Genomic DNA, 24538 nt, shown 5'->3' on the forward strand with positions numbered 1-24538 from the left:
CGATGCGGGAGGGCGGAAGTAGCGTTTCGCCCATGAGCGAAGAATCTGCCGCAAACCCGGCCGGAACTCCGGCGGGAACCCCGCCCGAGACCTCGCTGGAAAAGGACGTTCTCGACGAACTCGGCGACGACAGGCTCCAGGAGATCGCGGGGCTTCTCGGTACGGATGCCGCGGGAGCGCAGGACGTGGTGGGCACCACGGTGACCGCGCTTTCGGGGAACCTCCAGGAGAAGGCAGAGGACCCCGCGGAGGCCCCGGAGGTCGAACAGGCCTTCGCCGAGGCGTCGCCTCCGCAGGGGGTTGTCGGTTTCGGAGGCTTCGGGGGGCTTGCGGCGGGCGGGATGCTGTCGGGGGTGCTCGCGAAGATGAGCAGGCCGGTGGCGAATGCGGTGGCCAAGAAGACGGGGCTGCCTGCGGCGTCCGTGACGCGCGTGATCGAGCTGTTGATTCCGGTGCTGCTTACGGTGCTGACCAAGCGGGCGCGGCGGGCGCCGGGGGCGGCGGGGTCGGGTTCACCTGGGGGCGGGCTGGGTGACCTGCTGGGGCAGATCCTGGGTGGCGGCAAGAAGAGGTAGCTGTTCTGGGGTGGTGCGGCGCTGCTCCGGCTGTGGGGGCGGGTGCGCGCCGGTATGTCCGTCCTCGCCATCCGCTGGCGGGCGCTTGCCTGCTTCGGCTCGGGAGTGCCGCGAACCGTGCTCCGGGCGGAAATACCGACACACCCCCTCGCGTCTCGACGCCGGGTGCAGGTGCGTTCCGGTGCGGCGCTGCTCCGGCTGTGGGGGCGGGTGCGCGCCGGTATGTCCGTCCTCGCCATCCGCCCCTGGACGCTTGATTGCTTCGGCTGGCGAGTGCTGCGAACCGTGCTCCGGGCGGAAATACCGACACACCCCCTCGCGTCTCGACGCCGGCTGCGGGGGCGTGGATCTCCCGCCCATCCCCTGGTGCTGCGGGGCAATCGGGTGGGTGGGCGGGAGAAGTCTGCTCGTTCAGGGTGGATGCGGGGTGAACGGGCGGGTGGGTGGGAGAGGTTGTTCGGGGCCCAGGGGCCAGGCTACGTGGCGTGGCGGATGTAGTTTTGGGCCGTTTCTGCGAGGAGCTTCTTGCCGGGGTGTGTCCACAGGTCGTCGTTGAAGAGTTCGACCTCGATGGGGCCCCCGTAGCCCGCCCGCTCCACCAGGGAACGCCACGACCGCAGGTCGACCGAGCCCTCACCGAGCTGGCCGCGGCCGTTCAGGACGCCCTCGGGCAACGGGGTGATCCAGTCGGCCAGTTGGAAGGCGTGCAGGCGGCCACCGCGCCCCGCGCGGTCGATCTGCGCGGGCGCCGTGTCGTCCCACCACACGTGGTACGTGTCCACGCAGACCCCGACCTGCCCGGCAGGGAACTGCTCCGCCAGGTCGAGCGCCTGGGCCAGCGTGGAGACCACGCAGCGGTCCGAGGCGAACATGGGGTGGAGGGGTTCGATGGCCAGGCGGATGCCGCGGGACGCGGCGTACGGGGCCAGGTCCGACAGTGCCTCCGCGATACGGGAGCGCGCTCCGTGGAGGTCCTTGCTGCCGGCAGGCAGGCCGCCCGAGACCAGGACCAGCGTGTCCGTGCCCAGCGTCGCCGCCTCGTCGATCGCCGCCTTGTTGTCGTCGATGGCCCGCACGCGCGCGTGCGGGTCGATCGCCGTGAGGAAGCCGCCCCGGCAGAGCGTGGTGACCGTCAGGCCCGCGTCGCGCATCAGCTTGGTGGTTGCCTCCAGGCCGTAGGCCTGGACCGGCTCCCGCCAGAGGCCCACCCCGGTGATGCCCAGGTCCGTGCATGCGGCGACCAGTTCCGGCAGCGAAAGCTGCTTGACCGTCATCTGGTTGATGGAGAAGCGCGCCAGGCCCTCGCCGTCGTTGCTCATTGCTGGACTCCGTACACCGTGAGCAGGGATTTCATGCGGGACTCGGCCAGGAGCGGGTCCGGGAACAGGCCCAGGGCGTCGGCGAGTTCGTACGCGCGGGACAAGTGCGGCAGCGAGCGTGCCGACTGGAAGCCGCCCACCATCGTGAAGTGGCTCTGGTGGCCCGCTAGCCAGGCCAGGAACACCACTCCGGTCTTGTAGAAGCGGGTGGGGGTCTGGAAGAGGTGGCGGGAGAGATCGACTGTGGGGTCCAGGGTGGCGCGGAACGCCTTCGTGTCGCCCGTGTCGAGAAGCCGTACCGCCTGTGCCGCCAGCGGAGCAAGCGGGTCGAAGATGCCGAGGAGGGCGTGGCTGAAGCCCTGTTCGTCGCCCGCGATCAGCTCGGGGTAGTTGAAGTCGTCGCCCGTGTAGCAGCGCACGCCCTTCGGGAGGCGGCGGCGCAGGGCGACCTCGCGGCCCGGATCGAGGAGGGAGATCTTGATGCCGTCGACCTTGTCCGGGTGCGCGGCGATGACCTCCAGGAAGGTCTCGGTCGCCGCGTCCAGGTCCTCGCTCCCCCAGTAGCCGGTGAGCGCCGGGTCGAACATCGGGCCGAGCCAGTGCAGGATCACCGGCTCGCTCGCCTGGCGCAGGAGGTGGCCGTATGTCTGGAGGTAGTCCTCCGGTGACTTGGCCGCTGCGGCGAGCGCCCTCGACGCCATCAGGATCACCTGTGCGCCGCTCGACTCGACCAGGGCGAGCTGCTCCTCGTAGGCGGAGAGGACCGCCGGGAGGTCCGCGGGGCCCGTCAGTTGGTCCGTGCCCACGCCGCAGGCGATCGCGCCGCCCACCGACTTCGCCTCCGCCGCGGAACGCGTGATCAGTTCCGCCGCGCCCTTCCAGTCGAGGCCCATCCCCCGCTGGGCGGTGTCCATCGCCTCGGCCACGCCCAGGCCCTGCGCCCACAGGTGGCGGCGGAAGGCGAGGGTCGCGTCCCAGTCGACGGCCGCCGGGGAGTCCGGGGAGACGTCGGCGTACGGGTCCGCGACCACGTGGGCCGCGGAGAAGACCGTGCGTGAGGTGAGGGGGGAGCTGCCGGGTGCCAGTTGCGCGGGCGCGCGGCGGGGCTCGTACGGGCGCGTGGTGCCGTCCGCGCGCGGGAGCAGGAGCGTCACCGTGCGATCTCCGGCACCTCGATGCGGCGGCCCTCCGCCGAGGACTTCAGGCCCAGTTCCGCGAGTTGCACGCCGCGTGCGCCCGCGTGCAGGTCCCAGCGGTAGGGCGCGTCCGCGTACACGTGCTTCAGGAAGAGCTCCCACTGCGCCTTGAAACCGTTGTCGAACTCCTGGTTGTCCGGCACCTCTTGCCACTGATCACGGAAGGAGTGCGTGACGGGCAGGTCCGGGTTCCAGACCGGCTTGGGGGTGGCGGCGCGGTGCTGCACGCGGCAGTTGCGCAGGCCCGCAACCGCCGAGCCCTCCGTGCCGTCCACCTGGAACTCGACCAGTTCGTCGCGGTTCACGCGGACCGTCCAGGAGGAGTTGATCTGCGCGATCGCGCCGCCTTCGAGCTCGAAGATGCCGTACGCGGCGTCGTCCGCCGTGGCGTCGTAGGGCTTGTCCTGCTCGTCCCAGCGCTGCGGTACGTGCGTCGCCGCAAGCGCCTGGACGCTGCGTACTCGGCCGAAGAGCTCGTGCAGGACGTACTCCCAGTGCGGGAACATGTCGACGACGATGCCGCCGCCGTCCTCCGAACGGTAGTTCCAGGAGGGGCGCTGGGCGCTCTGCCAGTCGCCCTCGAAGACCCAGTAGCCGAACTCGCCGCGGATGGAGAGGATCTTGCCGAAGAAGCCGCCGTCGATCAGGCGCTTCAGCTTGAGCAGGCCAGGCAGGAAGAGCTTGTCCTGGACCACGCCGTGCTTGATGCCGGCCGCCTGGGCCAGACGGGCCAGTTCCAGGGCTCCGGCGAGGCCGGTCGCGGACGGCTTCTCCGTGTAGATGTGCTTGCCCGCCGCGATGGCCCGCTTGATGGCCTCCTCGCGGGCCGACGTGACCTGCGCGTCGAAGTAGATGTCGATGGCGGGGTCGGCGAGGACCGCATCGAGGTCGGTCGAGACGCTGGTCTCCGGGTCGAGTCCGTGGCGCTGTGCGATTTCCCGCAGCGCGTGTTCTCTGCGGCCCACCAGGACCGGCTCGGGCCACAGCACCGTGCCCTCGGCGTCGCCGAGGGGGAGGCCGCCCTGCTCGCGCAGGGCGAGCAGGGAGCGGACGAGGTGCTGGCGGTAGCCCATCCGTCCCGTCACACCGTTCATGGCGATGCGCACCGTCTTGCGAGTCACAGGGGTCCCTCCGTACGCAGGTAAGCGGATAGCAAGCGCTTTCTATCCAGGAAGAAGCTAGCCTGCCGCACAAGGTTCGGACAAGGGCTTCGGACCAGAGCCGTGACCGGAGGACGACGAGATGACCGTGACCCTGTCGGATGTGGCGGCCCGCGCTCAGGTCTCCCCCGCTACCGTCTCCCGCGTACTGAACGGCAATTACCCCGTGGCGGCGGCCACCCGGGAGCGTGTCCTCAAGGCCGTGGACGATCTCGACTACGTCCTCAACGGACCCGCGAGTTCGCTCGCCGCGGCCACCTCCGACCTGGTCGGCATCCTCGTGAACGACATCGCCGACCCCTTCTTCGGGATCATGGCGGGCGCCGTCCAGTCCGAGATCGGCGGCCCCGGCGGGCGGGCCGGCGGCGAGCGGATGGCCGTGGTCTGCAACACCGGCGGCTCCCCGGAGCGCGAGCTGACCTATCTGACCCTGCTCCAGCGCCAGCGCGCCGCCGCGCTCGTCCTGACCGGCGGCGCCCTGGAGGACCCCGCCCACGCCGCCGCGATGTCCGCGAAACTGGCCCGCCTTGCGGACGCGGGGACCCGGATCGTGCTCTGCGGACGCCCGCCCCTGGAGGACTCGGAAGCGGCGGTGGCCACGCTCACCTTCGACAACCGCAGCGGCGGACGGCGGCTCACGGAGCATCTGCTGACCCTTGGCCACCGCAGGATCGGTTACGTGGCGGGCCCGGTGGAGCGGACGACCACCCGGCACCGGCTCGAAGGCCACCGGGACGCGCTCGCGGCGGCGGGCGCCGGGAACACCGGGAACGGCGACCAGGAGGAGCTGACCGTCCACGGCCCCTACACCCGCGCGTCCGGCTACGACGCCACCCTCGAACTCCTGCGCCGCGCCCCCGACCTGACCGCGATCGTGGCCGCCAACGACACCGTCGCCCTGGGCGCGGCGGCCGCCCTGCGCGACCGCGGCCTGCACATCCCCGAGGACATCTCGGTGGCGGGCTTCGACGACCTGCCCTTCTCGGTGGACGCCGTCCCCGCCCTGACGACCGTACGACTGCCGCTGTACGAGGCGGGCGCCCGCGCGGGCCGCCTGGCCACGGGCGCGGAGGAGCCACCGCCCGGAGGCGTGGCGACGATCGCCGCGGAGCTGATGGTGCGGGGGTCTACGGCGCCGCCCCGCTGAGGTCCGGCATCGGCGGGCCGTTGCACAAAGCGGCACGTTCCGGTCAGGGCATGGCGGTCGTGGGCCGGTCGGCGTACCGTTGACTCAGTCAAGGGTGATTCGCCTCGATGCCCCCTGGAGTGATTCGCGATGCCGCATGCCGCCGTCAGGCCCGTCGAAGAGATACGTGCCTTCAACCGCTTCTACACGAACCTCATCGGCGCCCTCGACTACAGCCGCCAGCTCTACGTCCCGTACACCCTCACCGAAGCCCGCGTCCTCTACGAGCTCAATCACGCGCGGCATATCGACGCCGCCGATCTGCGCGCCGAACTCACTCTGGACGCCGGGTACTTGAGCCGCCTCCTCGGCAAGCTGGAGAAAGCCGGGATCGTCGAGCGCGCGCCCTCCGCGTGTGATCCGCGGCGCCAGCGCATCACGCTCACCGCGCGGGGGCGCGAGACCGCCGCGCTGCTCGACGAGCGGTCGAGCGAGGCGGTCGGTTCGCTGCTCTCGGATGTCCCGTCCGCCCAGCGGCCCCGCCTCGCGGAAGCGATGCGCACCGTGCAGGAGATCCTGAGCGGGAGCAAGGACGGGGCGGCCGACTCGCGCCCTTTCCTCCGTGAGCCGGGGCCCGGCGATCTCGGGTGGATCGTGGAACGCAACGCCGCCCTGTACGCCGCCGAGTACGGATTCAACATCGACTACGAAGGTCTGGTCGCCCGGATCGTCGCCGACTTCGCCGAGGATCACGACCCCCACCTGGAGCGGACCTGGATCGCCGAGCTCGACGGGCGGCGCGTGGGCTGCGTGATGTGCGTGCGCGACGACGCGCCGGGCACCGCCCGGCTGCGGCTGCTGCTCGTCGAGCCGGACGCGCGGGGGCACGGCATCGGGGATCAACTCGTGCGCGCGTGCGTCGATTTCGCCCGCAGCGTGGGCTATCGCGAGATGGTCCTGTGGACCAACGACATCCTCGGCGCCGCCCGCGCCATCTACCAGCGGCACGGGTTCGTCCTCGTCGACGAGAAGCCGCACCGCTCGTTCGGCGTCGACCTGGTGGGGCAGGACTGGCAGTTGCACCTGGCAGGGGAGGACACCCCCTAAGGTCTGCGTCATGAAACTCGCCTTCTCCACCCTCGGCGTGCCCGGCCTCCCCATCGCCGACGTGCTCCACCTGGCCACGACCCACGGCTATCACGGCGTCGAGCTGCGCGCACATCCCGAAGAGCCGGTCCATCCGGGCATCGACCTCACCGAACGGGCCGACGTGGCCGCCCAGTTCAAGGCGGCGGGCGTCGAGATCCTCGGGATCTCCGGGTACGCGCGCGTGGCGGCGCCCGGCGACGACGAGCCCGTACTCGACGACATACGGTCCCTGCTCACCCTCGCCCGCGACCTGGGCGCCCCCTTCATCCGCGTCTTCCCCGGCGGCGGCACCGAGCAGAGCGCGGAGGAGGCCGACGCGACGGCCGCCCGGCGTCTGGGCACCGCGGCCGAGTACGCCGCTGACTTCGGCGTACGCATCCTCCTGGAGACCCACGACTCGCACCGCACGGGCGCCGCGGCGACCCGCGTGCTCGGCGCGGTCGGCCACCGGCACGCGGGCGCCCTGTGGGACGTGATGCACACCTGGCTCGGCGGCGAGTCCCCCGCCGAGAGCCACGCGGCGCTCGCCCCGTACCTCGGCTACGTACAGGTGAAAGACATCGCGTCGGCCGACGACACGACACCGCTGGCGCCCGGCGAGGGCGTGCTGCCGCTCGCCGAGTGCGTGGAGGCGCTGCTCGGCGGTGAACACCGGGACGGCTGGCTTTGCTGGGAGTACGAGAAGCGGTGGTACGAGGCCGCGGCTCCGCTGCCCGAACTCCTCCCTCAGGGGCGGGACTTCCTGTCACGGCTCCTGAACCGCCCTGCCTGACCCCGATCCGGGACGTCAGCCCCAACCTGAGCGGGTCGCATGCGGCGAGGATCACCCGCCTCGACCATGTAGGAACAGCGCGGATATCTGCATGATGGGATGAAGCAACGCTTATGGATAAGGCGGCGCCCACCCCGCATCGCCGACCAAAGGAGAGGGCCCTCCCGTGCTCGATCTCGCTCGGCTCCGCGCCCTGCACGCCGTCTCCGTGCACGGCACCGTCGGCGCCGCCGCCACCGCGCTCGGCTACACCCCCTCCGCCGTCTCCCAGCAGATCGCCAAGCTGGAGCGCGAGACCCGCACCACCCTCCTCGAACGGCAGGGCAGGGGCGTCGCGCTCACCGAGGAGGCACGTCATCTCGCCGCCACCGCGCAGGAGCTGATGGCGATCGTGGAGCGCGCCGAGACGGAGCTGGAAGAGCGGCGCGGGCTGCCAGCGGGGCGGCTGGCCATCGCCGCGTTCCCCTCGGCCGCGCGCGGCCTGCTGCCCGGCGTCCTCGCGGATCTGGCCCGGCGGCATCCCGCGCTCGACGCCCGGATGTCGGAGGTCGACCCGCATCTCTCCATCGACCTGGTGGCCAAGGGGGCGGTGGACATGGCCGTCGTGCACGACTGGGACATCGCGCCGCTGCCCACGCCGCCCGGCATCGGGCAGGCCGTCATCGGCGACGATCTCTGCGACCTCGTCGTACCCGTCGGACACCGGCTCGCGGGACGCGAATCCGTGCGCCGCGAGGAGCTGAAGGGCGAGCGGTGGATCACCCAGCCGCCGGGGCACATCTGCCACGAGTGGCTGGTGCGCACGCTGCGCGAGGCGGGCTGCGAGCCGGACATCACGCACACGGCGGAGGAGAACCCCACCCTGGTCGCGCTGGTCGCGGCGGGGCTCGGCGTCGCCCTGATCCCCCGCCTCGGCCGCGGCCCCGTCCCGGACGGCGCGGTGACCGTGCGACTCGATCCGCTGCCGGTGAGGCGGCTGTACGCACTGTGGCGCGAGGGGGCTTCGCGACGCCCCGCGATCGCCGAGACGGTACGGACACTGCAGGCTCACTGGCCCGACGCGGTACCCCGCGTGACGGTCTCCTGAGCCTCAGGATTCCCTTTCGTACCACTTTCCGAAAATCGCCCTCTGCCGGGAACCCGCGTGCAGACACCACCGTCACATTGACGTGCTGTCGGGTGAGTCTCCGCGCGGCGGTGTCGGCATCGCTGCTGGCTGCGAACGCTGACCACCCTCTCTGCCGCCCGCGGCCGGCAGCATGCCGTCACCGGCGCGCCCCCCTCCATCAGCGCCGGTGACGGCCCCTCTCCTCCACAGTGACCGCCGTCTCTCCCCCACAGTGGCTGCCGACTCCCTTGACCGGCAGAAATCTTCGGGATATCCGTGACACCCGGAAAGTTTCCTTCAGCCGGTTTCCCCAGTCCGGCTCCGGTCCGGCTTCCGTCTCCGAAGGAGCGCACATGTCACACCGCAACGCCTCCAGACGCACTCTGCTCACCGCCACGGCCGTCGCGGCGACGGCCCTCGCCGCGCCCTCCGCAGCCCACGCGGCGGGCAGCGGCGACCGCGGTCGCGACCGGAAGCTGCGGGAGATCATCTCCCGCATGAGCCTTGAGGAGAAGGTCGGCCAGCTCTTCGTGATGCATGTGTACGGCCACTCCGCCACCGAGCCCGACCAGGCGGACATCGACTCCAACCTCGAGGAGCTCGGCGTCCGTACGGCCGCCGAGGCGGTCGCCAAGTACCACCTCGGCGGCATCATCTACTTCGGCTGGGCCCACAACACCCGTGCCCCGCACCAGATCGCCGACCTCTCGAACGGCATCCAGCACGCGGCCCTCGACCCGGAGGACTCCCCGACCGCCCGCATCCCGCTGCTCATCTCCACCGACCAGGAGCACGGCGCCGTGGCCCGCGTGGGCATCCCCGCCACGCTCCTTCCCGGCGCGATGGCCCTGGGCGCGGCGGGTTCGCGCTCCACCGCGCGCAAGGCGGCCCGCATCGCCGGTGAAGAGCTGCGCGCGCTCGGCATCCGCCAGAACTACGCCCCGGTCGCCGACGTGAACGTCAATCCCGGCAACCCCGTCATCGGCGTACGGTCCTTCGGCTCGGACCCCGAAGCGGTCGCCGGGCTGGTCGCCGCCCAGGTCAAGGGCTACCAGGGGGCGGACATCGCGTCGACGTCCAAGCACTTCCCCGGCCACGGCGACACCAAGGACGACAGCCACTCCAAGCTGCCGTACATCCACCACACCCGTGAGCAGTGGGAGACCCTGGACGCACCGCCGTTCCGGGCGGCGGTGGAGGCGGGCATCGACTCGATCATGACCGCGCACATCGTGGTCCCGGCCCTCGATCCCGCCGAGGATCCCGCCACGCTCTCGCACCCCATCCTCACCGGCATCCTGCGCGAGGAACTCGGCTACGACGGCGTCGTGGTGACGGACTCGCTGGGCATGCAGGGCGTCCGCACGAAGTACGGCGACGACCGCGTGCCGGTGCTCGCCCTGAAGGCGGGCGTCGACCAGCTCCTGAACCCGCCGAAGCCGGAGATCGCCTGGAACGCGGTGCTCCAGGCGGTACGGGACGGCGAGTTGACCGAGGCGCGCCTTGACGAATCGATCCTGCGGATCCTGCGCCTCAAGGCGAAACTGGACCTGTTCTCCGACCCGTACGTCACCTCGCGCGGCGTCGACCGGACGGTGGGAACGCGCGCGCACCTCACCGCCGCCGACCGGATCGCCGAGGAGACGACGACACTGCTGCTCAACGAGGACGACCTGCTTCCGCTGTCACGGCGTACACAGCGCGATGTGCTCGTCGTGGGCGCCGATCCCGCGTCGCCGTCGGGGACGACGGGCCCGCCGACGACCGTCATCGGGCGCGAGCTGACGGACCTCGGCTTCACGCCGACGGTCCTTCCGACGGGGACCGCCCCTTCCGCCGCGAAGATCGCCGAGGCGGTGGCGGCAGCCGCGGGCAAGGACGCGGTGCTCGTGGGCACGTACAACGTGGCGGCGGGGAGCGCGCAGATCGCGCTGGTGAAGGCGTTGGTGGCGACGGGGGTCCCGGTCGTCGCCGTGGCGATCCGCAATCCCTACGACGTGGCGCAGCTGCCGGCCGTGGGCGCGTCCCTCGCCGCCTACTGCTGGACGGACGTCGAACTGCGCGCCGCGGTACGGGTGATCGCGGGCCGCGTCCATCCGCACGGGAAGCTGCCCGTGCCGGTGCAGCGGGCGGACGATCCGGCGCAGGTGCTGTATCCGGTCGGGTACGGCCTGACGTACTGATCCGTACGCCGCAGCACCGGAGCGCCCCCTCCACCCGGCCCAAAGCACCCCGTGCACCTGGCGTGCGCCCGCTCCAGCGGGTCACGCTGGGTGCACATATCGGGGGGTTTGCCATGCGCGCCATGCTGGGCTTGAGGTGTGCGGCGGTACTTTTCGCGGTGTTCGTCTGCGTGACCGGCTGCCAGAAGTCCTCGTCCCCCGGGTCGGAGTCGTCGGACCGGAAGCAGTCCTCGTCGATTCCGTCCGGGTACGGGGCCATTTTCCTCGCCGTGGACGAGTGCAGTTCGCGGGGGCGCGAGACCTTCACGGAGGTGCCGTGCACGAGTGAGCGGGCGGCGGCGCGGGTCATCGCGCGCTACGACGGCAAGGTCGCGGAGGGGCCTGCGTGCCCCGCCCGCACGGACTTCGTCCTCCACATCAGCGAGGGGCGGCCCGCGGGGGACGAGGACGGCGACGGGGAGGTTCCGCGCGGGTACGCGTGCATGCGCAATCTCGAACTGCCCCATCCCGGGGATCCCGGGGGCGGGGGCGGTCCCCGGACCGTCGTCGGGGACTGCGTGTACGGCGCGGGGCGGGGGGAGGTACGGGAGACGGCCTGCGACGGATCGGGCGCCAGGGCTCCGGAGTACCGAGTGACTTCGGCTGTCTCGGAGCGCGCCTTGTGTCCCGCCGCCACGCAGCTGTACGTGTCACTGGACGGGCGGAAGCCCGTGGGGTGTGCGGTGCGGGTGTGAGCGTTCCTCTTTCCCCGATCCCGCCCCTTGCAATCAGCCCGTCCGGCGTTTGAGGACGAACTCGGCGGAGCCGGTGACGACGTCCGCCAAGGCCCCCGCGCCAGCGGGTTTTCGGGAAGGGGCGGGATCGGGGAAGGAATCTGTCCCTACGGACGCAGGGTCAGTTCCTTCTGAGCGGCCTTGCGGTCGAGCTTCGCGTCGTACGGAGCCAGCGGCTTCGGCGACGCGGAGGTGGAGACCCCGGCCCACGCCTGGATCCGCTCCGTGGCCTTGGCCTTCTCCGCGGGGACGAGTCCCGCCACGTTCGCGCCGTGGTTGGCGCCCGGCGCGGTGAAGACGTGCGAGTCGTGCTTCGCGCCCCTGGCGGGACGGAACGGCTCCGCACCCCACGGGTCGTTCTCGCCGTAGACGTACAGCATGCGCGTCGCGTTGTGCCGCACCCAGCGGTCCACGTCGGCCATCGCACCCGACTTGAACTTCATCGGGATCTCACGCGGCACGAAGTTCCGCGGCGGCTGGTAGCCGTAGCGGCTCAGGTCGCCGAGCCAGGGCTGCTTGATGTCGGGCGAGCCCAGCTGCGTACCGGCCTGGTAGTAGTACGGCGTGTACGGGGTCAGGCCCTGGTCCGTGTAGGAGGTCCAGCCGCCCACCTGGTCGACGTAGTCGAAGATCGCCTGGTCCGACGCGGTCTTGGCGTCGGGGACGTCCGCGCACGCGGACTCCGGCTGGTACTGCCAGAAGCCCCACACCAGGTCGAGTACGACGGCCTCGTACGCCTTGTCCAGGTTGCCGACCGTCTTGAAGGTGTAGCCGCCCGCCTCGGCGAACGCGGCGTACTTCTTCTCCAGCGGCTCACGGCGCACCAGCGCCTCGCGCTGCACGGCCTCCAGCTTGGCGCGGCACTCCTTGGTGCCGACCGTCTTGAAGAACTCGTCGTAGCGCGAGTCCTCCTTGTTCACCACGTCGTTCGGGGCGACGTACGCGACGACGCCGTCCATGTCCTTCGGGTAGAAGCGCTCGTAGTACGTGGCGGTCATGCCGCCCTTCGAGCCGCCGGTCGCCACCCACTTCTTGTCGTAGATGGGCTTGAGCGCCTTGAAGATGCGGTGCTGGTCGCTCGCGGCCTGCCAGATGTCGAGCTTGGACCAGTCGGCCGGCTCGGGCCGTGACGGCGTGAAGTAGCGGTACTCCATGGAGACCTGGTTGCCGTCGATGATCCGCGTCGGCTCACTGCGGCTGGGCGTCGTCGAGACGTTGTAGCCGCTGGTGAAGAAGGCGGTGGGGCGGGCGGTGTCCTTGTGCAGGACCGTCAGGCGCTGCTTGAAGGTGCCCTTGGAGGGGTGCCGGTGGTCGACCGGCTGGGTGTAGTTGAGGACGAAGTAGCGGTAGCCGGTGTACGGCTTCTCCTCGATCAGGCTCATGCCCGGTATCGCCAGGAGCCGGTCCTTGATGTCCGTGGCCTGCGGCTTCGCGGCGGTGGCCGCCCCTGCCGCACTCACTGTGCCCGCGGTGCCGATGCCTATCAGCACCACGAGCGACAGCAGCCATCTGAGCGCCTTGCGCATGCACTCTCCCCTGAGTGGTTCACGGTTGCGTCCGCCGGAACTTATCGGAGCAACTCGTTCACTACTAGGGGCTCTTGCGTCACACCAGGGCGCAGTACGTCGCAGTACGCCGCAAACAGGACACCCGCCTCAGCACAGGATCCAGCCCGAGCTGGTACTCCCCCCGCCCACCTTCCCCTTCACCCACACGCACCGGTGTCCCGCGTGCACCGTCACCGGCCCCGCGTGATGCGTGTAGCGGCCCTTGTCCCTGGCCGGGCGGTTGCCGCGGGCCTGGACGCTGACCGACATCGACTTGCGGGCGCCGGGGCGCTTGGCGACGGTGACGGCGCAGACGTAGCCGCGCTTCTTGTAGACGACGACCTTGCCCGTACTGAAGGAAAGGGTGCGCACCTTGTGCCCCGCACAGCGCCCGGCCTGCGCCTGTGCCTGCGCCGCACCGGCGCCCGCGACACCGAGCAGGACGGCAGCCGCGAGGACGACGGCACCGAGCGCAAGGCTCCGCCGCTTTCGACCACTGCTCACCAGTTTCCCTCCCGACACATCCGCCTCAGCGTACTGATGTACGGACGCGGACCGCGGGGCCCCCGGTTGCGCGAGGGCCCCGATTTGTTCGACGGGTCGACCAGATGTGCCCTGCGGGCTACGCGGCGGACGGCTCGGCCTCGCCCACGAAGGTGCGCCACAGCGTCGCGTACCGGCCGTCGAGGGCGAGCAGCTCCTCGTGCGTGCCGTCCTCCGCGACCCGGCCCTGGTCCATCAGGATCACGCGGTCCGCGCGGGCCGCCGTGGTCAGGCGGTGGGCGACGACCAGCGTGGTGCGCTTGCCCGCGATGCGGTCGGTGGCGTGGTTGACCTGCGCTTCCGTGGCGAGGTCGAGCGCCGCGGTCGCCTCGTCGAGGAGCAGGATGTCGGGGTCGACGAGCTCCGCGCGGGCCAGGGCGATCAGCTGGCGCTGTCCGGCGGAGAGGTTGCGGCCCCGCTCGGAGACCTCGTGGAGGTAGCCGCCGTCCAGGGTGGCGATCATGTCGTGCGCGCCGACCGCGCGGGCCGCGGCCTCCACCTGCGCGTCGGTGGCCTCGGGCCGGCCGTAGGCGATCGCGTCGCGCACCGTCCCGGCGAAGAGGTAGGCCTCCTGCGGTACGACACCGAGGCGGTGCCGGTAGGCGGTGAGGTCCAGGGAGCGCAGATCCGTGCCGTCCACCGTCACCCGGCCGCCGGTCGGGTCGTAGAACCGGGCGACGAGCTTGACCAGGGTCGACTTGCCCGCCCCTGTCTCGCCGACGAAGGCGACGGTCTGGCCCGCGGGGATGCGCAGGCGCACGTCGCTCAGCGCCTCTTCCGGTTCGTCGGCGGACCCGTACGCGAAGTCGACGTCCTCGAAGGCGATCTCGCCGCGCAGGGACAGCACGTCCAGCGGCTCGTCCGCGGCCTCGGTCGAGGTCGGTTCCCGCAGGAGTTCCTGGATGCGGCCGAGCGAGACGGTGGCTTGCTGGTATCCGTCGAAGACCTGGGAGAGCTGCTGGACGGGCGCGAAGAACAGGTCGATGTAGAGGAGGTAGGCGACCAGGGCGCCGGTCGTCAGCGTCCCCGCCTCCACGCGGCCCGCGCCGACCATCAGGACCGCCGCGGCGGCGACCGCCGAGAGCAGCTGCACGAACGGGAAGTAGATCGAGATCAGCCACTGCCCGCGGATGCGCGCGCTGCGGTAGTCGGCGCTGCCCTTGGCGAACTTCTCGCGACCCGAGCGCTCGCGCCGGAAGGCCTGCACGATGCGGAGCCCGGCGACGGACTCCTGGAGGTCGGCGTTGACCACCGAGACGCGCTCACGGGCCAGCTCGTACGCCTTGACGCTGGAGCGGCGGAAGAAGAACGTGCCGATGATCAGCGGCGGCAGCGTCGCGAAGACGACGAGTGCCAGCTCCACGTCGATGACGAGGAGCGCGACCATGATGCCGAAGAAGGTGACGACGGAGACGAAGGCGGTGACCAGGCCCGTCTGCAGGAAGGTGGACAGGGCGTCCACGTCCGTCGTCATCCGGGTCATGATGCGCCCGGTCAACTCCCGCTCGTAGTAGTCGAGTCCGAGCCGCTGCAGCTGGGCGAAGATCTTGAGGCGGAGGGAGTAGAGGACGCGTTCGCCCGTCCGGCCCGTCATCCGCGTCTCGCCGATCTGCGCCGTCCACTGAACGAGCACGGCGAGCAGTGCGAGCCCGGACGCCGCCCACACGGCGCCGAGCGCGAGCTGCGAGACGCCCTCGTCGATGCCGTGTCGGATCAGGACGGGAAGGAGCAGGCCCATGCCCGCGTCGATCGCGACCAGGAGCAGGGCGAGCAGCAGGGGTTTGCCGAATCCGGCGAGCAGCCGGCGGAGCCCGTACGACTCCTCAGGGGTGACCGCGCGCGCCTCGTCGATGCCGGGGGTGTCGGTGGCCGGGGGCAACGCGTCGACCTGCGCGAGGAGTTCGGGCGTGGCGGGCATCCCGGACATCGCGGTGTCCTTGGGCTCGCGGTCGCCGACCCAGAGCTGCGGGGTGATGCCGCGCTCGGCGTCGAACTCGGCGTCGAGCTCATCGCGTACGGAGGTGTCCTCGGGGATCTCGACCGGGACCGTGTGTCCCGGCGAGACGCCGCCGAGCTCTTCGGGGTCGGTCAGCAGGCGGCGGTAGAGCGCCGACTGCTCGGCCAGCTCCTCGTGCGTGCCGATCGCCGCGAGTTTCCCGCCGTCGAGTACGGCGATGCGGTCGGCGAGGTTCAGGGTGGAGCGGCGGTGGGCGATGAGGAGGGTCGTGCGGCCCGCCATGACGCCGCGCAGGGCTTCGTGGATCTCGTGCTCGACCCGGGCGTCCACCGCGGACGTGGCGTCGTCGAGGACGAGGAGGCGGGGGTCGGTGAGGATGGCGCGGGCGAGGGCCACGCGCTGGCGCTGGCCGCCGGAGAGGGTGAGTCCGTGCTCGCCGACGGTGGTGTCGTACCCGTCGGGCAGGTCGGAGATGAAGCGGTCGGCCTGGGCGGCCCGGGCCGCGGTCTCGATCTCCTCCGGGGTGGCGTCCGGCTTTCCGTACGCGATGTTGGCGCGGATGGTGTCGGAGAAGAGGAAGGAGTCCTCGGGGACGAGCCCTATGGCGGCCCGCAGCGAGTCGGCGGTCAGCTCGCGCACGTCGTGCCCGCCGACGAGGACGGCGCCGTGCGTCACGTCGTAGAAGCGGGGGAGCAGCAGCGAGACGGTGGACTTGCCGCTGCCGGACGTGCCGACGACGGCGAGGGTCTCGCCGGGCCTGATCTCGAAGGAGAGGCCGTCCAGGACGGGGCGGCTGTCCTCGTAGGCGAAGGAGACGTCGTCGAACTCGACCGTCGCCGGGGCGTCGGCGGGCAGCTCCTTGGTGCCGTCCTTCAGCGTCGGCTCGGTGTCGATGAGCTCCAGGACGCGCTCGGCGCCCGCGCGGGCCTGCTGGCCGACGGTGAGCACCATGGCGAGCATGCGTACGGGGCCGACGAGCTGGGCGAGGTAGCTGGAGAAGGCGACGAACGTGCCGAGCGTGATCTGTCCGCGTACCGCGAGCCAGCCGCCGAGCGCGAGCATCGCGACCTGCCCGAGCGCGGGCACGGCCTGCAGGGCGGGCGTGTATTTGGAGTTCAGGCGGATGGTGCGCAGGCGCCCCGCGAAGAGCTTGCGGCCGACTTCCCTGAGCTTGCCGGTCTCCTGCTCCTCCTGGCCGAAGCCCTTCACGACGCGTACGCCGGAGACGGAGCCGTCCACGACTCCGGCGACGGCCGCGGCCTGTGCCTGCGCGTACCAGGTGGAGGGGTGCAGGCGGCTGCGGCTGCGCTTGGCGATGAACCAGAGGGCGGGGGCGACGGCGAGCGCGACGAGCGTGAGCGGCACGGAGAGCCACGCCATGATCACGAGGGACATCACGAAGAGGAGGATGTTGCCGATGGTCATCGGCAGCATGAAGAGCAGGCCCTGGATGAGCTGGAGGTCGCTGGTGGCGCGTCCGACGACCTGTCCGGTGGACAGCTCGTCCTGCCGCCGCCCGTCGAGCCTGGTGATCGTCCCGAACATCTCGGTCCGCAGGTCGTGCTGGACGTCGAGGGCGAGGCGGCCGCCGTAGTAGCGGCGGATGTACGTGAAGACGTAGACGAGGACGGCGGCGCCGATGAGGGCGCCGACCCAGGGCCCCATGGAGCGGGTCTTGTCGCCGATGACGTCGTCGATGATCACCTTGGTGATGAGCGGGACGAGCGCCATGACGGCCATGCCGCCGAGCGAGGAGCCGAGCGCGAGCACGACGTCCTTCGGATGCCGCCAGGCATACCCCGTCAGACGTTTCGCCCAGCCGGATTTCTCCGGCCCCGCGCCACCCCGTTGCTCCACCACGTGCTGCCTCCCGTCGACCTGACCTGCCGAGAGGCCCAACGCGGTGGGATGAGGATTTCATCCCACCGCAACAAAGTCGGGTCGGAGGTCCTAGGACCACTCAGAGGTGGGTGGACTAGAACATCCGTTCCCCTCAGCTGCCGGGGACGGACACGAACGCCTCTCGGGGTGCGGCGGTCGGGGTGTAGCGCCCGGCGGCGGAGACCCTGGGCGCCAGGTCCTTGTGGACAGCCTTGGCCACGCCCTGGATGGTGGCGACGCCGTAGTTCATGGTGCTGTTGCCGTGGGTGAGCACGGAGATCGTGTAGTCGTGGCCGCCGCCCTTGAACGCGCCGATGCTGTGGACGCGCCAGCCGTGGGTGGACCGCTGGAGCCAGCCGTTCTTGACGTGTATCGCGACGCCGGACGGCGCGCCCGCGGGGGTGCCCCAGCGCTGCGAGGAGACGACCTTGCCCATCAGCTTGAGGACGTAGGCGCGCGAGGTGTCGGTCAGGACGGTGTTCTTGCCGGTGAACAGGGCGAGGAGCTTCTGCTCGTCGGTGACGTTGATCCGGGTGAGGCCCCAGTAGCCGCCGGAGCCCGGCACGGTCTTCGTCATCTTGGCGGCCGCGAGGAAGCCCTTGATCTTGGTCAGTCCGAGCTGGCGCCAGAGGGTGCTGGTGGCCGCGTTGTCGGACTTGGTGATCATGGCGGTGGCGAGGGACTTCTCGCGGGACGACAGCGCGCGTCCGGTCTTCTGGGCGTCCCACAGGAGCGTGGCGAGGACGGTCGCCTTGACGACGCTGGCCGAGTCGTACGAGGTGGTCGGGCGCAGGGTGCAGGTGGTGCCCGTGGTGCGGTCGTGGAGACCGACGGCGACGGTGCCCTTGCGGTTCTTGAGCGCCGTCGTGATGTCCTTCTTGAGCTTGGCGGCCAGGCCTGCCTGTGCCGATGTGCAGGTGACCTGCGGTGTGGTCGCGGCGACAGCGGGCGTGGCGGTCGCGACCGCGCCGAGCGGCACGAGCACCCCGGCGGCGAGTCCCGCCGAGAGCACGCGGGCACGCCTGGATATCCCGGATACCGGGTGATTCATGGAGTCTTCCCATCCCCTTGGGTTCGTACGAGGCCCCCCGGGCCCGTACAAGCGCGCCCCCCGGCACACTCACCCGTCTTGACTCACGGGCACCAGTAGGAGGTTGCACAAATTTGGGAACAGATGACCGATCTGTAATGCGCCGGTTGCACAAAGAGCCCCGGCGTCACAACGCGTGAGGCGTGTGACGCCGGGAGTGATCTACGACCGACAGCGGCTCAGAGGTGCGTCGGCTCGAACATGCGCAGGACCGCCGGGAGCACGACGACCGAAGGACCGGGGGCCGCGAGCGCCTTCGCGAGGTCGTCGCGGAGTGCCTGAGGGGTCGTACGGACCGCCGGCACCCCGAAGGACTCCGCGAGCGCGACGAAGTCGGGCCGGGAGAGCTCCGTGGCCGTGGGCTCGCCGAACGCGTCGGACATGTACTCCCGGAGGATTCCGTAGCCGCCGTCGTCCACGATCAGCCAGGTGACCGGCAGGTCGTGCTGCTTGGCGGAGGCCAGTTCCGCGATGGAGTACATCGCGCCGCCGTCGCCCGAGACGGCGAGCACCGGCTTCGTCGGGTCGGCCGCGGCCGCCCCGATGGCGGCCGGGAAGCCGTACCCGAGGCCGCCCGCGCCCTGCGCCGAGTGCATCGTGTTGGGCCGCCGCGCGTCGAAGGCGGACCACGCCCAGTACGCCAGGATCGTCATGTCCCAGAAGGACGGCGCCGCGTCGGGAAGGGCCTCGCGCACCGACGCAAGGACCTGCTGCTCCAGCGTGAGCTCCTGGGCGGCGATGCGGTCCTTGACCTTGGTGAGGACCGTCCGCACCCGCTCGGGGGCCGTGGCGTCCTCGCGGGGCGCGTCGATCGTCTCCAGGAGCGCGGAGAGCGCGAGGCGCGCGTCCGCGTGGATGCCGAGCGCCGGGTGGTTGGACTCCAGCTTTCCGGCGTCCGCCTCGATCTGGATGACCCGGCCGCGCGGCTTGAACGTGTGGTAGTTCGAGGAGAGCTCACCGAGCCCGGAGCCGACCACCAGGAGGACGTCCGCGTCCTCCAGGAAGTCCGTGGTGTACCGGTCCTCCAGCCACGACTGGAGCGACAGCGGGTGCTCCCAGGGGAAGGCGCCCTTGCCGCCGAAGGTCGTGACGACGGGGGCGTTCACCAGCTCGGCGAGCGCGAGCAGCTTGCCGCTCGCGTCCGAGCGCACGACTCCGCCGCCCGCGATGATCGCCGGGCGCTCGGCGCGGGACAGCAGGTCGGCCGCCACGGCGGTCAGCTCGGGGCGCGGGACGACCTCGTCCGGGGTCGCGTCCATGGCGGTGACGACGGGCAGGGTCGTCTCCGCGAGCAGGACGTCCTGCGGGATCTCCACCCACACGGGGCCGTGCGGGGCGGTGAGCGCCGACTCCCAGGCCGCCGCGATGGCGGAGGGGATCTGCGAGGCCGTACGCACGGTGTGGACGGACTTCACGATGTCGCGGAAGGAGGCCTGCTGGTCGCGCAGCTCGTGGAGGTAGCCGTGCCGGCCGCCGCCGAGCCCCGCCACCGGGATCTGGCTGCCGATCGCGAGCACGGGCGACGATCCGGCCGCCGCCTCCTGGAGCGCGGCGAGCGAGGTCAGCGCGCCGGGCCCGGTGGAGAGCAGCAGCGGGGCCACCTCGCCGGTGATCCGGCCGTACGCGTCCGCCGCGAAGCCCGTGTTGTTCTCGACGCGCAGCCCCACGTACGACAGGGACGAGCGCCGCAGGGCGTCGAACATGCCGAGCGCGTGCTGGCCGGGGAGACCGAAGACCGTCGTCGCGCCGAGGCCCTGGAGGGTCTCCACGACGAGATCGCCACCGTTGCGCCCCTCGGGGGCGTTCAGGGCCGCCTCCCGCTGCGCGTCGGTGGGCCGCAGTACTACGTCGTGGTCGTGCGTCACTTGGCCGCGCTCCCCTCGGTGGTCCGGCGGGCCTCCGCGATCTGGCGGGACATGATCGTCGTCAGCTCGTACGCGGTGTGCGAGGCGGCGACGGCCGTGATCTCCGCGTGGTCGTAGGCGGGGGCGACCTCGACGACATCCGCCGAGACGAGGTTGCAGGAGGAGAGGCCCCGCAGGATCTCCAGGAGCTCGCGCGACGTCATGCCACCCGCCTCCGGGGTGCCCGTGCCCGGCGCGTGGGCCGGGTCCAGGCAGTCGATGTCGATGGATATGTACAGCGGGCGGTCGCCGATGCGCTGGCGCAGCTGGTCGGCCACCTCGTCGGCGCCGCGGCGGTAGATGTCCGCCGAGGTGACGATGCCGAAGCCCATCTTCTCGTCGTCGGTGAGGTCCTGCTTGCCGTAGAGCGGGCCGCGCGTGCCGACGTGGGAGAGCGCCTCGGTGTCGAGGATGCCCTCCTCGACGGCCCGGCGGAACGGCGTGCCGTGGGTGTACTCGGCGCCGAAGTACGTGTCCCAGGTGTCCAGGTGCGCGTCGAAGTGCAGCAGGGCGACCGGGCCGTGCTTCTTGGCGACCGAGCGGAGCAGCGGCAGGGCGATGGTGTGGTCGCCGCCGAGCGTCATCATGCGGGCGCCCGAGCCGAGGAGGTCGTCCGCGGCGGCCTCGATCGTCTCCACGGCTTCGTTGATGTTGAACGGGTTCGCGGCTATGTCGCCCGCGTCCGCGACCTGCGCGAGCGCGAAGGGCGATGCGTCCTGTGCGGGGTTGTACGGCCGCAGGAGGCGCGAGGCCTCGCGGATCGCGTTGCCGCCGAAGCGGGCGCCGGGGCGGTACGAGACACCGGTGTCGAAGGGCACGCCGACCACGGCGATGTCCGTCTTGCCGCCGACCTCGTCGAGGCGGGGCAGCCGGGCGTAGGTCGCCGGGCCCGCGTACCGCGGGATGCGGGAGGAGTCGACCGGGCCGCGGGGGGTCGGGGTCTCGGCGGTGCTCATGGTCGGTTTCCTCCTGCTGTGACGAGTGTTGCTGTGCTGCTGGGACAAGTGTCGCGCGGCCCGCTGACAGTGACGCCGTCAGCGGGCCGCGCGCATGGCTAGACGGCCACCGGCGATTCCGGTTCCGCTTCTTCGGACCCCCGGCCCGCGAGCCGCTCGCGCCAGGCCGCCAGGACATGGGCGTCGGTCGGCTTCGTGGCGAGGGAGACGACGACGTACACGCCGAGGGAGATCAACAGGCCGTAGTAGATGGGCTCGTTGGCGAGGATTCCGTACCCCCACATGAGCCCGACGACGGAGAGACCACCGGCGACGATGGCCGCGAGCGCGCCCTCCGCGGTGCCGCGCTTCCACAGCAGTCCGCCGAGGATCGGCACGAGGAGACCGGCGACGAGCAGGTTGTAGGCGACGGTGAGCGCCTGGACCACGTCGTTGAGGGCGATGGCGATACAGACGACGGCGATGCCCATGATCAGGATGAAGAGGCGGTTGCCCTTCACCTCGTCGTGCGCCTCGCCCTCGGCCTTGGGGGCGACGGCCCCGCGAAGGCGCGACCAGATGTCGTTGTTGGCGACGGTGGCGCAGGCGATGAGTGCTCCGGAGGACGTGGACATCACGGCGGCGAGCGCCGCGGCGAGGACCAGACCCCGTACGCCCATGGGTAGTTCGTCCTTGACCATGGTCGCGAAGGCCGCGTCGGCGCTCGGCAGCTTCGGGTACATGACCTTGGCGGCCGTGCCGATGACGGCACCGGCGATCGCGTAGACGAGACAGTAAGTACCGGCGACGGTTCCGCCGTAGCGGGCGACCTTGTCGCTGCGCGCGGTGAAGACGCGCTGCCAGATGTCCTGCCCGATGAGCATGCCGAACGTATAGATCAGGACGTACGTGAAGATCGTCTCGCCGCCGATGCCCAGCGGGTCGAAGTACTCCGTGGGCAGCTTGGCCTTCATCTCGCTGAAGCCACCGGCCTTGACGACCGCGATGGGCAGCAGCAGGAGCAGCACGCCGATGGTCTTCACCACGAACTGCACCATGTCGGTGAGCGTGATGGACCACATGCCGCCGAGCGTCGAGTAGGCGACGACGATCGAGCCGCCGAGGATGATCGCGATCGTGCGGTTCATGTCGAAGATGACGTCGAAGATCGTGGCGTACGCGATGGTCGAGGTGACCGCGAGCATCAGGGTGTAGGACCACATGACGACTCCGGAGATGACGCCCGCGCGTCCGCCGTAGCGGAGGTCGAGCATCTCGGAGACGGTGTAGACCTTCAGGCGTGCGATGCGCGCCGAGAAGAAGACGCTCAGCGCGAGCAGGCCGAGGCCGATCGTGAAGACCATCCAGGCGCCGGAGAGCCCGTACTGGTAGCCGAGGCCGACGCCGCCGATGGTGGACGCGCCGCCCAGGACGATGGCGGCCATGGTCCCGGAGTACATCCACGGTCCGAGGCGGCGTCCGGCGACCAGGAACTCGCTCTTGGACTTGGCGCGGCGCATGCCCCACCAGCCCATCGCGAGCATGCCGGCGAGATAGACGACGATCACTGTGTAGTCGACGGCCATAGGGCCCTCCTTCGCGCACCTCGGTGGCGTGTCGTGCAGATGGGGGTGAGGGGGGGTGGCAACCGGCCGTGGGGACATCCGCCCGTACCCGCGGCCTGGGGTCGGCACGACCTTAGGTGGCCGGAAAGCAACGCTGAAGTGTACGTTTCATCCACTTCCCGTGATCGATATGGATGGAACATCCACCGTGCCGGACCCCTTCACCCCGTCAGCCCCCTCCGCGCCGCCCCCGACGCCGCCGGTCGCGCTCACCGCGCTGCTCGCCCGGGAGGATCTCGGCCTGCGGCAGATCGCGGGGCCCGACGCCGGGGAGAGCGGGGCGGCCGTCCAGTGGGTGCACACCTCGGAGATGGCGGACCCCTACCCGTACCTCCTGGGCGGCGAGCTGCTCCTGACGGCGGGCGTGCACATCACGGACCCGGCGGGCGCGGGCGTCTACCTCGACGATTACGTGGCGCGGATCGTCGAGGCGGGCGGATCGGCCCTCGGCTTCGGTGTCGCGCCCGTGCACGACACGGTGCCGCGCGCCCTGGTGACGGCCTGCGACCGCCACGGCCTGCCGCTGCTCGAAGTGCCGCCGCGCACGACGTTCAGCGGGGTCGCCCGCGCGGTGTGGCAGCTGGTGGCGGAGGCCAGGCACGCGGAGCTGCGCCGGGTCACGGAGGCCCAGCAGGGCCTCGCCACGGCCGCCGCGCGCCCCGATCCCGTACCGGCGGTGCTGCGTCAGTTCGCGGCGCGCCTGAGCGGCTGGGCGGTGCTCTACGCACCGGACGGCGCGGTGCTCCACACGGCGGGTACGGCTCCGGGCGCGGGGGTGCGGCAGGCCGTGCACGACCTCTCCGAAGTCGTGCGTCCCGCGGGGCGGCCCGGCCCCGTACCGGCGTCGGCGACCGACTCCCTGGGCGGCACCCGGCTCACCGCCTACGCGCTCGGCGGCGGGCAGGGGTTCGCGCTCGGGGTCGCCGCCGAGCAGCGCGAGCCGGGGGACCACACGATCACCGGGGTGGCCGTCGTGCTGCTCTCCCTCCTGACCGGCAAGCACCAGGGTGCCGCCGACTCCGTACGGTCGGCGGCTCTCGTACGGCTCCTGCTCGGCTCGGCTGCGGGCGATGTCGCGCCTCTCCTGGGGGCCGACGAGTGGACCGTCGTGCACGCGCGCGGGGATGCCGGCAACGACCCGGTGGCGCACTCCGTGGCGGCCTCCGCGCTCGCCGCCGCGCTTGGCAGCGGCCTGGTCGACACGGACCCGGACCAGGACCTCGTACGGCTCCTGCTCCCCGCCGACCGCGAGCTCACCGGACAGCCCGGCTGGACCCTCGGCGCCTCCGCCCCCGCGTCCCCCGGCGACCTGCCCGCCGCCGACGCCCGGGCGGACCGCGCCCTGCGCCGCGCCGAGGCCACCCGCGCACCGCTCGTCCGGCACCGCGAGGCGGGCATCGCCGCCCTGGTCGCACCCGCCGAGGCCGCCGCCCACGCGCGCGTGCTGCTCGCCCCGCTCGGCACCGGCACGGCACTCACCGAAACCCTGCGCACCTGGCTCTCCCTGCACGGCAACTGGGACCGCACGGCAACAGCCCTGGGCGTCCACCGCAACACGGTCAGACAGCGGATCACGCGGTGCGGGTCGCTGCTGGGGGCGGACTTGGACGACCCGGACGTACGGATGGAGCTTTGGTTCGCGCTCACCAGGGCCCCGTAAGGGGCGCGGGGAACTGCGCGACAAGCCACAGGCGG

18 protein-coding genes are annotated in these 24538 nt (G+C 71.3%); 8 read left to right on the plus strand and 10 right to left on the minus strand.

Annotation, left to right across the window (positions count from 1 at the left end):
- The first annotated feature begins 32 nt into the window (after positions 1 to 32).
- Positions 33 to 575 (plus strand): DUF937 domain-containing protein, encoded by a 543-nt coding sequence (locus tag ACWFR3_RS08510; RefSeq protein WP_453733802.1) that lies wholly within the window; start codon positions 33 to 35, stop codon positions 573 to 575.
- Positions 576 to 1051: 476 nt separating this feature from the next.
- Here ACWFR3_RS08510 and ACWFR3_RS08515 read toward each other — a convergent pair whose 3' ends face one another.
- The 3 genes from ACWFR3_RS08515 to ACWFR3_RS08525 are packed head-to-tail and all read right to left on the minus strand — an operon-like array spanning position 1052 to position 4211.
- Entirely contained in the window at positions 1052 to 1894 is an 843-nt protein-coding gene (locus tag ACWFR3_RS08515; protein ID WP_453733803.1) for a sugar phosphate isomerase/epimerase family protein, read from the minus strand.
- The gene (locus tag ACWFR3_RS08520; RefSeq protein ID WP_453733804.1) at positions 1891 to 3048 is read right to left on the minus strand and encodes a dihydrodipicolinate synthase family protein; all 1158 of its coding nucleotides are present in this window, start codon (positions 3046 to 3048) and stop codon (positions 1891 to 1893) included. Before ACWFR3_RS08520 ends, ACWFR3_RS08515 begins: the two co-directional genes overlap by 4 nt.
- A complete protein-coding gene (locus ACWFR3_RS08525; RefSeq protein WP_453733805.1) occupies positions 3045 to 4211 on the minus strand; it encodes a Gfo/Idh/MocA family protein in 1167 nt (388 codons plus the stop codon). Before ACWFR3_RS08525 ends, ACWFR3_RS08520 begins: the two co-directional genes overlap by 4 nt.
- A 121-nt stretch (positions 4212 to 4332) precedes the next feature.
- On the opposite strand from ACWFR3_RS08525, the gene ACWFR3_RS08530 reads away from it, so the two are divergent.
- The 6 genes from ACWFR3_RS08530 to ACWFR3_RS08555 all read left to right on the plus strand — a co-directional run bounded on the left by ACWFR3_RS08530 (position 4333) and on the right by ACWFR3_RS08555 (position 11322).
- On the plus strand, positions 4333 to 5397 hold the full coding sequence (locus ACWFR3_RS08530; protein WP_453733806.1) for a LacI family DNA-binding transcriptional regulator: 1065 nt from the start codon (positions 4333 to 4335) through the stop codon (positions 5395 to 5397).
- A 129-nt stretch (positions 5398 to 5526) separates the two neighbouring features.
- Positions 5527 to 6483, plus strand: a complete 957-nt coding sequence (locus ACWFR3_RS08535; RefSeq protein WP_453733807.1) for a bifunctional helix-turn-helix transcriptional regulator/GNAT family N-acetyltransferase — start codon at positions 5527 to 5529, stop codon at positions 6481 to 6483.
- A gap of 10 nt (positions 6484 to 6493) precedes the next feature.
- Entirely contained in the window at positions 6494 to 7297 is an 804-nt protein-coding gene (locus ACWFR3_RS08540) for a sugar phosphate isomerase/epimerase family protein (RefSeq protein WP_453733808.1), read from the plus strand.
- Positions 7298 to 7463: 166 nt separating this feature from the next.
- Positions 7464 to 8384 carry a LysR family transcriptional regulator gene (locus ACWFR3_RS08545; RefSeq protein ID WP_453733809.1) on the plus strand — a complete coding sequence of 307 codons (921 nt, stop codon included), beginning with the start codon at positions 7464 to 7466 and terminating at the stop codon, positions 8382 to 8384.
- Positions 8385 to 8758: 374 nt separating this feature from the next.
- A complete protein-coding gene (locus tag ACWFR3_RS08550) occupies positions 8759 to 10588 on the plus strand; it encodes a glycoside hydrolase family 3 protein (protein ID WP_453733810.1) in 1830 nt (609 codons plus the stop codon).
- Positions 10589 to 10701: 113 nt separating this feature from the next.
- Complete coding sequence (locus ACWFR3_RS08555; RefSeq protein ID WP_453733811.1) at positions 10702 to 11322, plus strand: hypothetical protein; 621 nt, start codon at positions 10702 to 10704, stop codon at positions 11320 to 11322.
- A 146-nt stretch (positions 11323 to 11468) separates the two neighbouring features.
- On the opposite strand, the gene ACWFR3_RS08560 is transcribed toward ACWFR3_RS08555, so the two are convergent.
- The 7 genes from ACWFR3_RS08560 to ACWFR3_RS08590 all read right to left on the minus strand — a co-directional run bounded on the left by ACWFR3_RS08560 (position 11469) and on the right by ACWFR3_RS08590 (position 22804).
- A complete protein-coding gene (locus ACWFR3_RS08560) occupies positions 11469 to 12887 on the minus strand; it encodes a S28 family serine protease (RefSeq protein WP_453733812.1) in 1419 nt (472 codons plus the stop codon).
- A gap of 129 nt (positions 12888 to 13016) precedes the next feature.
- Positions 13017 to 13412 carry a hypothetical protein gene (locus ACWFR3_RS08565; protein WP_453733813.1) on the minus strand — a complete coding sequence of 132 codons (396 nt, stop codon included), beginning with the start codon at positions 13410 to 13412 and terminating at the stop codon, positions 13017 to 13019.
- 118 nt (positions 13413 to 13530) lie between these two features.
- Complete coding sequence (locus tag ACWFR3_RS08570) at positions 13531 to 17268, minus strand: ABC transporter ATP-binding protein (RefSeq protein WP_453733814.1); 3738 nt, start codon at positions 17266 to 17268, stop codon at positions 13531 to 13533.
- A gap of 133 nt (positions 17269 to 17401) precedes the next feature.
- Positions 17402 to 18340, minus strand: a complete 939-nt coding sequence (locus ACWFR3_RS08575; protein WP_453733815.1) for a serine hydrolase — start codon at positions 18338 to 18340, stop codon at positions 17402 to 17404.
- Between the two features lie 218 nt (positions 18341 to 18558).
- On the minus strand, positions 18559 to 20244 hold the full coding sequence (locus tag ACWFR3_RS08580) for a thiamine pyrophosphate-binding protein (RefSeq protein ID WP_453733816.1): 1686 nt from the start codon (positions 20242 to 20244) through the stop codon (positions 18559 to 18561).
- Positions 20241 to 21239, minus strand: a complete 999-nt coding sequence (gene speB, locus ACWFR3_RS08585; protein ID WP_453733817.1) for an agmatinase — start codon at positions 21237 to 21239, stop codon at positions 20241 to 20243. Before speB ends, ACWFR3_RS08580 begins: the two co-directional genes overlap by 4 nt.
- Positions 21240 to 21337: 98 nt before the next feature.
- On the minus strand, positions 21338 to 22804 hold the full coding sequence (locus tag ACWFR3_RS08590; protein ID WP_453733818.1) for a sodium:solute symporter: 1467 nt from the start codon (positions 22802 to 22804) through the stop codon (positions 21338 to 21340).
- Positions 22805 to 22973: 169 nt separating this feature from the next.
- Here ACWFR3_RS08590 and ACWFR3_RS08595 point away from each other — a divergent pair, with 169 nt between their 5' ends.
- Positions 22974 to 24503 carry a PucR family transcriptional regulator gene (locus ACWFR3_RS08595; protein WP_453733819.1) on the plus strand — a complete coding sequence of 510 codons (1530 nt, stop codon included), beginning with the start codon at positions 22974 to 22976 and terminating at the stop codon, positions 24501 to 24503.
- Positions 24504 to 24538 lie beyond the last annotated feature (35 nt).

The sequence above is a fragment of the Streptomyces sp. NPDC055189 genome, from assembly GCF_053606765.1.